Source organism: Mesorhizobium sp. M0563, assembly GCF_040321065.1.
Taxonomy (GTDB): Bacteria; Pseudomonadota; Alphaproteobacteria; order Rhizobiales; family Rhizobiaceae; genus Mesorhizobium.
Map to the genome: position 1 here is coordinate 23,103 of NZ_JAMYQV010000035.1, position 15,234 is coordinate 38,336.

The window sequence follows — 15,234 nt, forward strand, 5'->3', positions numbered from 1 at the left end:
CATCATGGGGTTGTTCATTGAGCGAGACGTTGGAGTTTCGCAATCGCCTGAGACGAGGGCCGAGGTAGACGCCATGCTTCTCCATGCCTCGATTACAACATTACATCTTTGTTTCGTAAAGTTTGACAGCATGACACCGCTGCGCCTTTAGAGGTGCTGCGGAGATGGTTATTGCACTTCACGCCACAATCGAAGTTCCTGGAGCATTTCATGTCGTATGCAGCCTATCTCGAAGAAGCCAAAACCCTGATCGCGACGAAACCCGCGTGGACCGGGCTGGCCGCTGAGGCTGTCGCACGCATGCGCATCCAGAATCGGTTCAAAACCGGCTTGGATATTGCGAGCTATACGGCTTCGATCATGCGCCGCGATATGGCGACCTACGACAACGATCCGAGCAAATACACGCAGTCCCTGGGCTGCTGGCATGGCTTTATTGCCCAGCAGAAAGTCATCTCGCTGAAGAAGCACTTCGGGACGACAGAACGACGTTACCTGTATCTTTCCGGTTGGATGGTCGCGGCGCTTCGGTCGCAGTTCGGGCCTCTACCTGACCAGTCCATGCACGAGAAATTGAGTGTGCCGGCCCTCGTCGAGGAGCTCTACACGTTTCTGCGCCAGGCCGACGCGCGAGAACTCGGCACGCTGTTCAGGGAGATCGACAAGGCCCGAGCCGAGGGCAGCCGATCCCGAGAGCAGCAGCTGATTCAGGCGGTCGACAACCATCAGACGCATATCATCCCGATCATCGCGGATATTGACGCGGGATTTGGAAATCCCGAGGCGACGTACTTGCTGGCGAAAAAGATGATCGAAGCCGGCGCTTGCGCGCTGCAGATCGAAAACCAGGTCTCGGACGAAAAGCAGTGCGGTCACCAGGACGGAAAGGTAACCATTCCCCACGAGGAATTCGTCGCCAAGCTCCGCGCTTGCCGCTACGCTTTTCTTGAGCTCGGTGTCGACAATGGCATTGTCGTCGCCCGCACCGATTCACTCGGCGCTGGCCTCACGAAACAGATCGCTTTCAGCGCCAGCGAAGGCGACATCGGCGACCAGTACAATTCATTCCTGGACTGCGAGGATGTCACCGGTCAGCCAATCTCCAACGGAGACGTTCTGATTACGCGAGGTTCAAAGGTCTTACGACCCAAGCGGCTGCGCTCCAACCTCTTCCAGTTCCGCGAAGGCACTGGCACGGATCGCTGCATTCTCGATTGCATCAATGCACTCAATAATGGCGCCGACCTGCTGTGGATCGAGACCGAGAAGCCGCATATTGAACAGATCGCCGGCATGATGGACCGAATCCGGGAAGTAATTCCGAGCGCGAAGCTGGTCTACAACAATTCCCCCTCCTTCAACTGGACCTTAAACTTCCGACAGCAGGTTTTTGATACGTGGCAGCGGGAAGGAAAGGACGTCTCTGCGTTCGATAGGTCGAAACTGATGAGCGACCAATATGATGACAGCGATTTGGCCCGCGAAGCCGACGAGAAAATCAGAACCTTCCAACGCGACGCTTCGCTACGCGCCGGTATATTCCATCACCTGATCACCTTGCCGACCTATCACACAGCCGCGCTCTCGACCGACAATCTCGCCAAAGAATACTTCGGCGAACAGGGCATGCTCGGCTATGTCGCGAACGTCCAGCGCAAGGAAATCCGCCAGGGCATCGCCTGCGTGAAACACCAGAACATGGCTGGCTCTGACATTGGGGACGATCACAAGGACTATTTCGCGGGGGAGGCTGCGCTGAAGGCTGGAGGAGCCCACAACACTATGAACCAATTCGCCGCCTGATTTCAGGCAAGCTCACAGAGGCAAGCGGGGAGCGGCAGGCGCTCCCCTGCGGCACTGGAGGAAGACATGTCAAAAAACGAAGCCGAGAAAAAGAAAGCGACCCAACCCGAGCGATCGCGTGCTGTCTTCTCGCAAGAGGATTTCGATCTCATTCGGGTCGCTGTCGCCCACTACTTACAAGTGGTGAGGGACCAGCCGGAAGCGATGAAATACTCGAATCTTTACCATCGGCTCGGCCGCATATCGTAGGGCGGGAATTCCGCACCTGCTTATTGCGCCACGGACACCTCGGAGTGCCGAGGTCTCCCTTGCGGCCAACACCGATCAATTCCTCCGGGAGCTGCACATTTAGGCCTTCCGGGCTTCTGGGGAAAGCCATGTGTGAGAAGAATGTGCTTGTTGCAGTCGACGGTCAAACCGTTGAACTGAAGGTTCGATCGGGCACGATTGGTCCGGATGTTGTCGACATTGGTTCGCTTTACAAGCAGACGAAGATGTTCACCTACGACCCGGGCTTCACATCCACGGCGTCGTGCGAGTCAAAGATCACCTATATCGACGGCGATGAGGGCGTGCTGCTGCACCGCGGCTACCCGATCGAGCAGCTGGCCGAACACGCCGACTTCCTCGAAGTCTGTTACTTGCTGCTCTACGGTGAACTGCCAACCAAGGCGCAGAAGTCAGACTTTGGAGATCGGTTGACGCGCCACACTATGGTGCATGAGCAGATGAGCCGCTTTTTCACTGGCTACCGCCGAGACGCCCACCCGATGGCGGTCATGGTAGGCACGGTTGGCGCGCTTTCGGCCTTCTATCACGACTCGACAGACATCACAGATCCACACCAGCGAATGATCGCCTCGCTGCGCATGGTCGCCAAGATGCCGACCATCGCGGCGATGGCCTACAAGTACCATGTCGGCCAGCCGTTCATCTATCCGCAGAACGATCTCGACTACGCTTCGAACTTCCTGCGTATGTGCTTCGCCGTGCCGTGCGAGGAATATGTCGTCAATCCGGTCCTGGCCCGCGCCATGGATCGCATCCTCATTCTGCATGCAGACCACGAGCAGAACGCCTCCACCTCAACGGTCCGCCTCGCCGGCTCGTCGGGCGCCAACCCATTCGCCTGCATCGCCGCAGGCATAGCCTGCCTCTGGGGGCCAGCCCATGGCGGGGCCAACGAAGCCGCGCTCAACATGCTTGCTGAAATCGGCACGGTCGACCGCATTCCCGAATACGTCGCACGCGCCAAGGACAAGAACGATCCGTTTCGCCTGATGGGCTTCGGCCATCGCGTTTACAAAAACTATGACCCGCGCGCGAAGATCATGCAGAAAACCATGTACGAAGTGCTGGACGCCGCCGGCCATTCGGACGATCCACTGATGAAGGTTGCGCTGGAATTGGAGAAGATCGCGCTGTCTGACAAATACTTCATTGAAAAAAAGCTCTATCCGAACGTTGACTTCTATTCGGGCATAACACTGCGTGCGCTGGGCTTCCCCGCCACCATGTTCACCGTTCTCTTCGCGCTCGCTCGCACGGTCGGCTGGATCGCTCAGTGGAACGAGATGATCCAGGACCCGGATCAGCGCATCGGTCGTCCGCGTCAACTTTACACGGGCGAAGCCAAGCGTGAACACGTTCCGATCTCCCAGCGCTGATTGGAATCAGCGTAGAAAGCCCGGTCACTTCAGTGATGAGGTGGCATTTGCCTCAAAGTGGTCACGAGATCACACAATTGTCCCAATCGGCTACGGGCAAACCTAGGTTATGAAAGATTGATCATGCGGCATTGGCTGCCGCGAGCACCTCGCCTTTGCGCTGGGCAGGCAGAACTCCGACGTTATCGATGAGCCGCGTCCCGCCCAGCCAGGCGGCGACGATCAGGCGGGCCGGTCGGTCCGCGGCGGAAAGCGGCGACAGGTCCTGGTCTGCTCGCAGCTCGAGATATTCGACGGCGTCGTAACCGGCAGCGAGGATCGCTTGCCTGGCCTCGGCAAGCACAAGCTCCGCCGGCGCTCCCGCCGACAGCCGCTCGGCCGAGATGGACAGGATTTTCGCGAGCTTTGGCGCAGTCAAGCGCTGTTCGGCCGAGAGCCTGACATTGCGCGACGGCATCGCCAGGCCGTCGGCTTCACGTACCGTTGGACAGGCTACAATCTCGATTGGAATGTCCAGATCGCGCACAAGCCGACGAACGACGTGCAGTTGCTGGAAGTCCTTCTCACCGAAGAAGGCGAGATCAGCACGCGTCTGTAGAAAGAGCTTGGCGACGACGGTAGCCACGCCGTCGAAATGGCCGGGACGGAACGCGCCGCACAGGCCCTCGCTCACTCCACGTACCGAGACCGTGGTGGCGAAACCTTCCGGATAGACGTCCGCCGCATCTGGCGCGTAGAGCAGATGAGCGCCGAGCGGCGCCAGCCTCGCGGCATCGTCATGCTCAGTGCGCGGATAGGCGGTGAGATCGGCCGCGCTGTTGAACTGTTTCGGGTTGACGAAGAGCGTCACGATAACCCGGTCGGCCTTGCCGAGTGCCGCACGCACCAGGCTCAGATGGCCTTCATGCAGAGCACCCATGGTCGGCACGACGGCGACCTTCAGGCCATTCTGACTCCAAGCCGCGACAGCCGTGCGCAACTCGGCGACGGTTCGTGCGATCGGAACGCTCATGCTGCTTCTCCACCATTGACCGTCCTTGGCGCATCGCCGAAAACATGCTCGGCCGCTGGAAAGCTGCGGTCGCGCACGTCCTGCGCGTAAGCCGCGATCGCCGCCTCGGCGATCTCACCGAGTTCGGCATAGCGCTTGACGAATTTGGGCCGGAAGTCGCCGAAGATGCCCAACATGTCGTCGACGACGAGAATCTGCCCGTCACAGGCCGCCGAGGCGCCGATACCGATGGTCGGGATAGCTACCTTTGCTGTGATCCGGCGGGCGAGTGCCTCCGGGGCCTTCTCCAGCACCACCGCGAATGCTCCGGCCTCGGCCACCGTACGGGCATCGCACCGGATGCGTAGGCGTCCTCGCCCCTGCCCTGGACGCGATAGCCTCCGAACGCATTCACTGCCTGCAGAGTCAGGCCAACATGCCATTACCCGCACGCCGTGTGCGGTGTGCAGGTTGTCGATCTGCGCCGTCGTCATATGGCCGGCATGATTGTCTTTGTGGCCGGCGACTGGCAGGCTGAATCCATTAATCGTATACCTCGCCGACGTTAATCACCCGCATCGTCGCCGGCTACCAACAAAGCCAGATCGATGATCTGCTGCTATGGCCTACTTAACCGCTCAAGGCCGTAGCCTGAACCACGTGCTGGCAATGGCTCATTGATCAACAGCGTTTTTGACATGACCCGCTCGCCAATTTGGAATATGCTTCTGATCTAATGCCACCTTTAACGCGTATTGAGCCAGTAGGCGGGTCGAGTCCAAAATTGGCAGAGGCGATTGCTCGGCTGAAATAAGCAACGGAATCTCCGTGCAGCCGAGCACAACGGCATTGCAACCGTCCTTCTTTAATCTGCCAATAATATCAAAGTATTTCTGCCTCGTTGTTTCTTTTACTACGCCATTGCATAGCTCAGAGAATATTGTATGATGAATGTAATGGCTATCTTCATGATTAGGCGCAACGGCTGCGATATTTCTACGCCGAGCAGCCTCGTAGTACATCGACTTAGACATTGTCCATTTTGTGCCTAAGATACCGAGCTTCAAATAACCTTTCCGCACTGCCTCCGAGACGACCACATCGGCGATATGAAGTCCAGGTAGCGGCAATTCTGGGCCGGCCGACTCAAGGGCTAGGTGAGCGGTGTTGTCCGGGCATACGAAAAAATCACAGCCTGCCGCCTTGAGGCGTTCTGCCGACAACAGCAGTCTCGCGCGGATCGGCTGTAGACTTTCAAGCTCCCAATCCGCCAAGCTAGCTCCCATGGGGATCATGCTCATTGTAATCTCGGGATGCATATGGTCCCCCAGTTCTGACGAGCCTTCGTGGCAAATCTCTAGATAGCAGAGAGAAGATCCTTCAGCGCTATGCGCGACAATCCCGATATGCTTCATTTAACGCTCACTGTTGAGTTGGTCGAGGGGGCGAGCGGCGCCACGCTCGGTTGCCGCGGATCTTACGCATCTCCCGATCGGAGGGCTACGGTAGACGACATTTTGGAATGGTAATACACTTGGGAAGCGGAGCGTGTTCACCAAACTGCGCCGGCTGCTGAAATGCATGCTGCAAATACTGCGAGGTAAGGGAGACATATGCGACGCATTGCGAGCCAGATGCGCGAACGGAAGCCACAATGCCGGTGAATGGGTCGGTTATCCAAGCTGAAAAGGAAGGTTGGAATAGTCGGCCAACCGGTCGGCGAGGAAGGGGTAGGTCCGGCGCGCCGCCTCGATCGCGGACCGGGTCACTGTCAATGTCTCGATGACTTCGCCGTCACCGAAGTGATGCGGTGACTGGGTTTGGTCGATCCAGGGTGGGCAGAATATCGAACCCCCAAAATCCTGGCCGGCCCGGTTGACGCTCAACACATAAACCTGGTTTTCGAGCGCGCGCGTTATCACGAAATGGTGCCAGCTAAAGTAGGTTAGATCCCGCGCATAGGCGCCGCAGTGGAGTAGTAGGTCTACGCCATGGTCGACGCACAGCGTGCGGCTCAGTTCCGGTATTCGAATATCGTAGCAAATGATCGGCGCAACGCGAAACCCGGCAACGTCAAAGACGAAAATATGGTCGCCGCTGCTGAAGAATTCCTTTTCCATAGAGGCACCGAACTGGGCAGTGTGGAGCTTTGCATAGGCGCCGCGACGTTCTCCGTCCGGGCCAACGACCACCTGAGTGATCTGGAGGAGGCCATCGGTGAAGACAGGAAGGCCATAAGCAATCGTTACGCCGAAACGTTCCGCCACGGCGCGCCAGGTCTTGAAGCTCAGCCCATCAAGCGGCTCCGCCAAAACGTGCAGGGCCTCGAAGGCTTCGCGAGAGTATTCGATGCTCGATAGTTCGGGGAGGACAACGAGATCGATGGGCTCCGGTTCGCGCGACAGCCGGTTCGAGACCATTGCGGCGGCACGTGCCAGATGCCTGTCGCGCTCAGTGGGATTGCGGGTTGGCGGGATGAAAATCTGGTAGGCGAGCAGCCGAAGTTCCGGCTTGGGGCTTTGCGCAATCATCTTCTGCATATCCGTTTGTTACGCCCTGTCCGCCGCGTTGGCGGTGTAGGAGCGGCCGTAGCCGACCATTCGGCCTGTCGACCAGGCTGTGCGACGATCCAGTCGATCACTTCGCTAAACCCAGCGTTTCGGCGCGCGCAGATGGTAGGGCCACATAGAATAGATGCACCGATGCCGCGAGAATCTCCCACGACCTCGGCATAGCCATGCGGCACATCGCGCATAGTCGCATAACGTCGATTTCTCATTGGCCTTGTTAGCAGCACCATCGAGATCAAGCCAAAGCGATCGAATTTGACATTTCCTGAAACAGGAGGCTCATGCAGTTCTCCTTATCCCGACGCCTCTCCCGAATGCATCGAATTTCTCGCGTCGGATCCGCAGGTGGGCTTGTCCTGATGATCGGAATGCTTGGCCTCTCCCGCAGCGTTGCGTCCAACATTTCTTTGGCATAGATTGATCGCGAATGAGCAACAATATCACCCTCAGGCATTTGCGGGCGTTCGTCGCGATCGCGGATTTCGGTGGGTATACCGCAGCGGCCCGCTCCTTGAACATCGCTCAATCAGCCTTAAGCCGAACGATAATGGAGATCGAGGAGGAACTGGTCACCCGCCTTTTCGAGCGTACGACAAGGAGGGTCGTCCTTACGGCATCCGGCGAGCAGCTATTGAAGAATGCGCGGCGTGTGCTCGAGGAATTTGAAAGCGCGTTAACACGGTTCCAGCTCTACCAAAGCGGACTCGATGGAGTCGTGAGCTTAGGAGCACTTTCTTCGGTTGCGTCCATCATACTGCCAGCGGTCATTTCCGAATTCAGGAAAACCAGGCCTAACGTCAGAATGTCGGTAAAGGATGGTTTCGCGAACGAGGTTGTTCGATATGTGTCCGATGGACACGTCGATTTTGGCATCACTTCCTTTCCGAAGGTGAAAAAACAGCTGATTTGCGAACAGATCGCGGCGGATGATCTGCTGTGCATCTGCTCAAAATCTCATAGGTTTGCGGGCATGGATATGGTGTACTGGAACGACTTGGCTGGCGAAGACTTCGTCGCATTTGATCCTGGGAGCAGCATTCGCACTTCGGTGGATCGCGCACTGCAAATTGCCGAAATCCAAATTGGGACCATTACAGAGGCTCGCGACATTGGCACGGTTGCGGGCCTCGTTTCCGCCGATATAGGCGTTTCCGTGGTGCCAAGCCTTGTCTTGCCCATGATGCAGTTTGGCGAATTCACCCAAAAAAAATTGGTCGGTCCTGTAGTCGAACGCGAAATCTACCTTGTGTACGATCCGCAGACAACGCGTCCTCCAGCCGCAGAGATTTTCATGGACATGTTACGACAAGGCGCGAAGCATGGGTTCCCAATTCCGAACGGAACAAGATGGGTGGATGATGGTCCGACCCAACTTCGGCGGAGCAGTTTAGGCGCCAGTTCCCCTGTTTGAAGGCTTAGGTCGGACAGGGGCTCAAGCTACGCGTCAAGACGGAAAATCGCCGTCTTGGAGACACTGTCTCTGACCGGACACTACAACGCACCACGGCTGAGGTGCTGTCCCTTTTGTGCACGACTTCCTGACCTGTTTCTGAGCCTGGCGGCGCCCTGGTTAAGTGCCGATCAATAGCGGCTTTGCGGTGACGCGCCGCGATTTTGCCGAACATGGCGTGTCGTTCTGGCGGGGGCCGTCCGCGGAGCCCACAGAGCCATCCTTGCGGCAACCGTAAGTTCCCAAAGAGCGACATTATTGCTCATTCGCGATTGATCCATGCCCAAAAAATACTGGACGTGTGACAATCCTCGGACGAACCTGCGAAAAATGGGAATGCCAGCGCGCTTCTCGGGGGCGACAGGTCGAAAAGCATTAAAGACATCAACCAGGTGTCACAAAGGGAGGTACCAACATGTCTGTGAGGAACAAAGGAATGGGCCGTTTCCATGCTTCTCGCCGCGAATTCCTCAGCGGCGCGGCTGCCTTGGCTGGGGCCGCTGGCATCAGTTTTGTCCTGCCGAAACCCGGGATTGCCAATGCGGCCGAACCGACGAAGGGAGGCTTTATGAAGTTCGGCATGTCCAATGGATCCCAGACCGACACACTCGATCCCGCGACCTGGCCAAGTAGTTTCACAGTTTCAGCGCTCGGCGGATCGATGTGCAATAATCTGACTGAGATTCTCCCCGACGGCGCCGTCGTGCCCGATTTGGTCGAAAGCTTTGAACCTTCCGAGGGTGCTACCAAATGGGTCTTCAAGCTGCGCAAGGGTGCGACTTTTCACAATGGCAAGGATGTCACCCCTGCGGACATTATTGAATCTATGCGACACCATATGGGCAAGGATAGCCAGTCCGCCGCGAAGGCCGTGCTGGAACAGGTTGGATCGATCGAGGCGGACGGCAAGGACACTGTCGTCGTCAAGTTGAACAGCGGCGTCGCCGACTTCGCTTACCTTCTCGCCGACTGGCACCTGGCAATTATGCCGGCCAAGGCAGAGGGAGGTTTGGACTGGGCTGCAAAGATCGGGACTGGTCCATTCGTACTTGAGCACTTTGATCCTGGTGTGAGCGCCAAGCTGAAACGAAATCCAAACTACCACAAGGACGGAAAGCCATATTTCGACGAAGTTGAGTTTATCGTCATCAGGGACGCAGTTGCCCGCACCAATGCACTTGTCACCGACGTGGTCCAGTATATGGAACAGGTCGATACCAAGACCATCAACTTGTTAAAGCGCAACCCGGACATCGCGGTTCAGATGGTTCGCAGTGCGGTTCACAATTCGTTCGATATGAACACACAGGTAGAGCCATTTAACAATAATGATGTTCGCTTGGCTCTGAAGCACGCGATTAATCGCGAGGAGATCTTACAAAAGGTATATTTCGGCACGGCCCAAGTCGGCAACGATAACCCGCTGAGCCCGTCGATGCCGTTCGCGATCGATCCCCAGCCGCAACACAAGTACGATATAGCGAAAGCAAAGGAATATCTGAAGAAGGCTGGGTACGAGAAATTAAAAGTCGATTTGTCGGTAGCGGAGAATAGTTTCTTTGGGTCCATTGAGGCCGGTACTCTGTTCAAGGAGCAAGCTGCGAAGGCTGGCATCGAAATCAATTTGATCCGTGAGAGCGACGACGGCTACTATGATAAAGTGTGGTTGAAGAAGCCCTTCGTTTCGGTAGAGTATTTCGGTCGGGCAACTGCCGACTGGCTCTTCACTCAATTCTATGAGTCAGGCGCTGCCTGGAATGCGACAAAGTTCAGCAACAAGCGGTTCGACGAGCGCCTGGCCGCAGCCCGCGCCGAAACCGACCAAGCCAAGCGCTCCTCTGAATTTGCGGAAATGCAGCAGATCCTTCACGACGAAGGCGGCGCGATCGTAGTTGCGTTCCTGAACTACATCAGTGGCGTTTCCAAGCGGGTTGGTTTCGATACCATCGGCGGTGTGTTCCCGATGGACAACGGGAAGGCCTCTGAGCGTTGGTGGCTGAACGCATAGTTCAAATCGAACTGCCCTCGAGCGCCTGAGGCTTCAGGCGCTCGCCAAATAATAGGGTGAGTTGATGATACGATTGCGCCAAGCATCCATCTTGAGGCTCGCTGCTTTAGTTGTGTGCCGAGGACCCCTTCCCAACCTGGTATTTACTATATGATGTCGCCTCTTGCCCGAATGATCATTTCTCGGCTGTTCCTTGGCAGTTTGACGCTAGCAGCTGTCTCGGTGATCATCTTTTCGACCGTCAGCATGCTTCCAGGCAACTTTGCCACCGCGATCTTGGGTCAGTCCGCCACCCCGGAAACAGTTGCGGCTTTTGAGTCTCACCTCGGCTTAGATCAGCCCGCCGCGACTCGTTATTTTAAATGGGTCGGCGGCTTCCTTCATGGTGATCTTGGCGAATCTTTATCGTCCAATCCAAGTGAGCCTCGGTTCGTCGCCGACATCGTTTCTTCGGGCCTCCGCAATACTTTGCTGCTGGCCGGCGTGACGGCGCTCATTGCAGTTCCACTTTCGATCGCCCTCGGCGTCCTTTCCGCACTTTATCGAGGCACCACCTTCGACCGCCTCGTGAATGGGGTTTCGCTAACCACGATCTCAGTTCCAGAATTCTTTATAGCGTATATCCTGCTCATTTTCCTGGCCGTAAGACTGCGCTGGCTGCCGACACTATCCAATGTCAGCGACGGTATGAGCTTCGTCGAGTGGGTCCGGCTTATGATCCTGCCGGTTTCCACCCTGACGATCGGGATTGTTGCCCATATAATGCGCATGACCAGGTCGGCGATTATCGGCGTGTTATCCAAGCCCTATATCCACATGGCAAAATGCAAGGGTGCTTCCCCAGCACGAGTCATCCTGCGCCACGCCTTGCCCAATGCTTGGGCACCCATTGCTAATGTCGTTGCCGTGAACCTGGCTTATCTAGTAGTGGGGGTCGTGGTGGTGGAGACGGTCTTTGTCTATCCCGGGATAGGCCACACAATGGTGGATGCAGTGCGCTCTCGTGACATACCGGTGGTACAAGCATGCGCACTGATATTTGCGAGCGCCTATATTCTCCTAAATCTCCTTGCGGACATAATCGCAATTTCGACTAACCCCAAACTGCTTCACCCGAGGTGACGACGGTGGAGATGCCCAACACAATCGAACGCTCTTCGCTCGCTGAGCCCACCCCCGGCCGGCGCAGCAGGTTGAGCTATGCGCTTCGAAGAGCGCCGCTCAACGTCAAGCTCTGCTTCGCCATCGTCGCGGTCTACCTTTTCGCCGTTCTTTTTGCGGGCCTGATTGCTCCTTTCGGCGAATCCGAATTGGTCTCTCCCGAGCCATTCGCGCCTTGGAACAGCGTGAATCTGCTTGGAACGGATCAGCTCGGCCGGGACGTCCTCAGCCGGCTGATCTACGGCGCGCGTAATTCCATTGGTATCGCCGTGGTGACAACCACTATCGCCTTTTTGTTGGGCGGCACGCTGGGCATCATTGCCGCACTATTCCGCGGATGGGTGGATCAAGTCGTCGCACGCGTGATTGATGTCTTCATGGCGATTCCGCAGCTGATCTTCGCGCTGATGCTGCTGTCCATTTTCGGAACATCGATCCAGAATCTGATCATTATCATTGCAGTTCTCGATTCAACCCGAGTTTTTCGGCTCGCCCGCGCACTGGCCATGAACGTGGCGGTGACAGACTACGTAGAGGCCGCACAGCTGCGGGGAGAGAGCCTGCTATGGCTCATCGCTCATGAGATATTGCCCAACATTCGACCTATCTTGGTGGCGGAATTCGGGTTGCGCTTCTGTTTTGTTTTCCTGACGATCTCTTCGCTGTCATTCCTGGGCCTTGGCGTTCCGCCGCCGATGGCGGACTGGGGCTCCATGGTGCGTGAGAACGCGAGCCTTATTACCTTCGGCGACCTCACGCCGCTGGTTCCTGCGACGGCCATCGCTGTGATCACCGTAGCTATCAACTTCATCGTCGATTGGTACTTGCAGATCCGTGGTGCTTCCAATGGCTGAGTGGATTACCACAACCGTGCAGATGGAATTTTCACCGGATGGAACTGAACGCCGTCCCGCGCTGCTCACCATACGCAATCTCGTCATCAATGGCCTCGTCGACGATACCGTTGTTCCAATGCTGCGTGGCATTGACCTTGACGTTAATCGGGGGGAGGTTGTCGGGCTGATTGGTGAGTCCGGTGCCGGAAAATCGACCCTTGGATTGGCAGCACTGGGCATAGTGAAAGAAGGCTGCATCCTCGTTGATGGAAGCATCACTTTCGACGGTATCGACCTCCGCAACAGCCCAGAATCGGTAAAACGTGACCTACGCGGCGCACGCATTGCCTATGTCGCGCAAAGCGCCGCCGCATCCTTCAACCCCGCGCACACGCTGATCGACCAGGTGGTCGAAAGTGCGGAGATTCACAAGACCGAACCGCGTAAGCGAGCCGTTGAAAAAGCGATAACCTTGTTCTGTGGGCTTGCCCTCCCGGACCCCACTCGTATCGGCGAACGATACCCTCACCAAGTCTCAGGTGGTCAGTTGCAGCGCCTAATGACCGCGATGGCAATGAACTGCCGGCCGGACCTCATCATCTTCGACGAGCCGACCACAGCCCTGGATGTGACAACGCAGGTAGAGGTTCTTACCGCCATTCGCAATGTCGTCCAAAAGTTCGGAACAGCGGCCATATACATTAGCCACGACTTGGCCCTTGTCTCGCAAATGGCCCACCGCATCGTGGTCCTGAAGGATGGTGTGAAGGTTGAGGAGGCCGAGACGCGACGCATGCTGGCGGCGCCCGAGCATCCCTATACGAGGACCCTCTGGGCGGTCCGCTCTCTTGAAAAGCCGCCTGCCAGCGCGGCTCCCCCGATACTCGATATCCGGCATATCAACGCGGCCTACGGTCAGCTCCGGGTACTGGAGGACGTCAGCCTTACGGTACCGCGCGGCCACACTGTTGCGGTAGTCGGCGAGTCCGGTTCAGGCAAGTCAACCCTGGCTCGGGTAGTCTGCGGTTTGATGGAAGTACAGCAAGGCGAGGTAGTGTTTGATGGCACTCGGCTGCCACCTTTGCGAGGAGCGCGTAATGCCGATGTCCTGCGTCGTATCCAGCTGGTCTACCAATCCGCCGACACCTCACTCAACCCCAGCCATACAGTTCGTAAGCTGCTCTCGCGTCCGCTGCGACTCTACTGCGGACTGAAGGGGTCAGCCGCCAATCAGCGTGCGAACGAGCTGCTCGACATGATCGAGTTGAGCGGAGCGTATATCGATCGCTACCCTTCGGAGCTCTCCGGCGGGCAGAAGCAGCGCATCTCCATCGCTCGCGCGTTGGCGGCCAATCCCGACTTGATCGTCTGCGATGAAGTGACTTCGTCCCTCGATCAAGTGGTCCAAGAGGGCATCCTGAAGCTGTTGATGTCACTCCAGAAGGAGCTGTCGATCTCGTATCTCTTCATTACGCATGATCTCGCCACCGTGAATGCGATTGCGGACGAAGTCGCTGTCATGCACCGTGGTCGAGTGGTTAGAGTCGGAGAGAAGAATACCGTTCTCTCGCCGCCGTTGGACGACTATACGCAACTGTTGATGAGTTCGGTGCCGCAGATGGATCCAGAATGGCTAGATAGCGTGATCCAGAATCGTGCCGGCCTGATCATGCCGGCACGGTTTGGAAAGTAAGCGGCTTCAGACCACAGGCGTGAGGTTTGGCTTCGTACTGTGGGACCAAGCAGGAGGTCGTCAATCGGGCTGTTGCAATGGCCGTTGACCATCCTGGTCTAGCACGTCGGTAGGTCGCCGTTGGAATCGATGTCGCGAAGCTGAGGAGCGCACTCGCGATTGCGTATGCGGGCGGGCGGAGAGAGGTCCGCTTCTTCGGCGAAGTCGACCCGTCGGCCGCAAGCATATGCCAAGTCATTCGGCCGATTACTGCGGCGCGGCGATCAGGATGAGATTCGTCTCATCAGAATTGTCGCGCCACAGGCGAAGTCGCCTCCATGGGTTCCACGGCAGGTCCTCGCACGCGGCACGTCACCGTGAAGAGATTATCGCCGGCTTGCAAGCGGATCGCGATCGCTGCCGCTGCTGCTCTGCTGCAGGACAGAGCGCGTCCGCTCCATGCCGATCTATCGTTGGCAGCGCGACGACCCTGACAACGAGAACACTCTGTCTGGCTTCTGTTTCGGTTGGCGTTGGCGCGGGTAGTAGCATCTGGCGCGCGTCTATGGGGGCATCGATGGAGAGCCTGGCTCGGCTTTTCCGTTGGATCACGGTTCGGTGGTCGCTGCCGCTGTCCGCAGCCTACATTTCACACCGCGCCGCATCGTGGCATCCATGTTGCAACAGCAGAGGCAGATTGGCGCAAATCTCGCTTTCTCGTGTGTCATCATCGTCAAGTCGGATCAAGAATTCTACAGCGATTGAACGAAGTGAAGAATTGACGTTTGATCGTGATCCCGCGTTGAGCAGGGGTTCAATTCATCCCGCTGTCCTTTCCCACCAGATCGCTGTTGGACAAGGACATCGAGGCGGCTCAGCGAAATGTGTCTAAAAGGGCTAATGCAACATGAGAAGCGTTGAAGCTTTCGGCGGGGATCTGCAGCGCGAGGCTACCGAGTGGCGCCGCTATCTCCATGAAAATCCAGAACTCGACTTTCAGGAACACAACACAGCGAAGTTCGTGACCGAGAAACTGGCATCCTTCGGTATCAATCACATCGAAACGGGGATAGCTG

General features: G+C 57.0%; 11 protein-coding genes and 2 pseudogenes. 9 read left to right on the plus strand and 4 right to left on the minus strand.

Annotation, left to right across the window (positions count from 1 at the left end):
• Positions 1-210 precede the first annotated feature (210 nt).
• The 3 genes from NKI50_RS29085 (at position 211) to gltA (ending at position 3,470) form a co-directional block, all read left to right on the plus strand.
• Positions 211-1,803 (plus strand): isocitrate lyase, encoded by a 1,593-nt coding sequence (locus NKI50_RS29085; protein ID WP_352718421.1) that lies wholly within the window; start codon positions 211-213, stop codon positions 1,801-1,803.
• A gap of 66 nt (positions 1,804-1,869) precedes the next feature.
• Positions 1,870-2,052 (plus strand): hypothetical protein, encoded by a 183-nt coding sequence (locus tag NKI50_RS29090; protein ID WP_352718424.1) that lies wholly within the window; start codon positions 1,870-1,872, stop codon positions 2,050-2,052.
• A gap of 143 nt (positions 2,053-2,195) precedes the next feature.
• Positions 2,196-3,470 (plus strand): citrate synthase, encoded by a 1,275-nt coding sequence (gltA, locus tag NKI50_RS29095; protein WP_502900395.1) that lies wholly within the window; start codon positions 2,196-2,198, stop codon positions 3,468-3,470.
• A 121-nt stretch (positions 3,471-3,591) separates the two neighbouring features.
• Here gltA and panC read toward each other — a convergent pair whose 3' ends face one another.
• The 4 genes and pseudogenes from panC to NKI50_RS29115 all read right to left on the minus strand — a co-directional run bounded on the left by panC (position 3,592) and on the right by NKI50_RS29115 (position 7,001).
• Positions 3,592-4,482 carry a pantoate--beta-alanine ligase gene (panC, locus tag NKI50_RS29100; protein ID WP_352718427.1) on the minus strand — a complete coding sequence of 297 codons (891 nt, stop codon included), beginning with the start codon at positions 4,480-4,482 and terminating at the stop codon, positions 3,592-3,594.
• Positions 4,479-4,900 (minus strand): annotated as a pseudogene (locus NKI50_RS29105) (3-methyl-2-oxobutanoate hydroxymethyltransferase); the annotation flags it as partial. The pseudogene NKI50_RS29105 and the gene panC, both read right to left, overlap by 4 nt.
• Positions 4,901-5,135: 235 nt before the next feature.
• The gene (locus NKI50_RS29110) at positions 5,136-5,876 is read right to left on the minus strand and encodes an aspartate/glutamate racemase family protein (protein ID WP_352718429.1); all 741 of its coding nucleotides are present in this window, start codon (positions 5,874-5,876) and stop codon (positions 5,136-5,138) included.
• 258 nt (positions 5,877-6,134) lie between these two features.
• Entirely contained in the window at positions 6,135-7,001 is an 867-nt protein-coding gene (locus NKI50_RS29115; protein ID WP_352718431.1) for a carbon-nitrogen hydrolase family protein, read from the minus strand.
• Between the two features lie 457 nt (positions 7,002-7,458).
• Here NKI50_RS29115 and NKI50_RS29120 point away from each other — a divergent pair, with 457 nt between their 5' ends.
• The 6 genes and pseudogenes from NKI50_RS29120 to NKI50_RS29145 all read left to right on the plus strand — a co-directional run.
• Positions 7,459-8,442, plus strand: a complete 984-nt coding sequence (locus tag NKI50_RS29120) for a LysR family transcriptional regulator (protein ID WP_352718433.1) — start codon at positions 7,459-7,461, stop codon at positions 8,440-8,442.
• 475 nt (positions 8,443-8,917) lie between these two features.
• Positions 8,918-10,489 carry an ABC transporter substrate-binding protein gene (locus NKI50_RS29125; RefSeq protein WP_352718436.1) on the plus strand — a complete coding sequence of 524 codons (1,572 nt, stop codon included), beginning with the start codon at positions 8,918-8,920 and terminating at the stop codon, positions 10,487-10,489.
• A 153-nt stretch (positions 10,490-10,642) separates the two neighbouring features.
• Positions 10,643-11,611 (plus strand): ABC transporter permease, encoded by a 969-nt coding sequence (locus NKI50_RS29130; protein WP_502900398.1) that lies wholly within the window; start codon positions 10,643-10,645, stop codon positions 11,609-11,611.
• An 11-nt stretch (positions 11,612-11,622) separates the two neighbouring features.
• Positions 11,623-12,504, plus strand: a complete 882-nt coding sequence (locus NKI50_RS29135) for an ABC transporter permease (RefSeq protein WP_502900399.1) — start codon at positions 11,623-11,625, stop codon at positions 12,502-12,504.
• 22 nt (positions 12,505-12,526) lie between these two features.
• The gene (locus NKI50_RS29140) at positions 12,527-14,179 is read left to right on the plus strand and encodes an ABC transporter ATP-binding protein (RefSeq protein WP_502900400.1); all 1,653 of its coding nucleotides are present in this window, start codon (positions 12,527-12,529) and stop codon (positions 14,177-14,179) included.
• 886 nt (positions 14,180-15,065) lie between these two features.
• Positions 15,066-15,234, plus strand: a pseudogene (locus NKI50_RS29145) (amidohydrolase); the annotation flags it as partial.

Bases quoted from the DNA above. Each gene is read 5' to 3' on its own strand.
- NKI50_RS29085 (WP_352718421.1), top strand. From the start codon at position 211: ATGTCGTATGCAGCCTATCTCGAAGAAGCCAAAACCCTGATCGCGACG.
- NKI50_RS29090 (WP_352718424.1), top strand. From the start codon at position 1,870: ATGTCAAAAAACGAAGCCGAGAAAAAGAAAGCGACCCAACCCGAGCGA.
- panC (WP_352718427.1), bottom strand. From the start codon at position 4,482: ATGAGCGTTCCGATCGCACGAACCGTCGCCGAGTTGCGCACGGCTGTC.
- NKI50_RS29110 (WP_352718429.1), bottom strand. From the start codon at position 5,876: ATGAAGCATATCGGGATTGTCGCGCATAGCGCTGAAGGATCTTCTCTC.
- NKI50_RS29115 (WP_352718431.1), bottom strand. From the start codon at position 7,001: ATGCAGAAGATGATTGCGCAAAGCCCCAAGCCGGAACTTCGGCTGCTC.
- NKI50_RS29120 (WP_352718433.1), top strand. From the start codon at position 7,459: ATGAGCAACAATATCACCCTCAGGCATTTGCGGGCGTTCGTCGCGATC.
- NKI50_RS29125 (WP_352718436.1), top strand. From the start codon at position 8,918: ATGGGCCGTTTCCATGCTTCTCGCCGCGAATTCCTCAGCGGCGCGGCT.
- NKI50_RS29130 (WP_502900398.1), top strand. From the start codon at position 10,643: ATGTCGCCTCTTGCCCGAATGATCATTTCTCGGCTGTTCCTTGGCAGT.
- NKI50_RS29135 (WP_502900399.1), top strand. From the start codon at position 11,623: ATGCCCAACACAATCGAACGCTCTTCGCTCGCTGAGCCCACCCCCGGC.
- NKI50_RS29140 (WP_502900400.1), top strand. From the start codon at position 12,527: ATGGAATTTTCACCGGATGGAACTGAACGCCGTCCCGCGCTGCTCACC.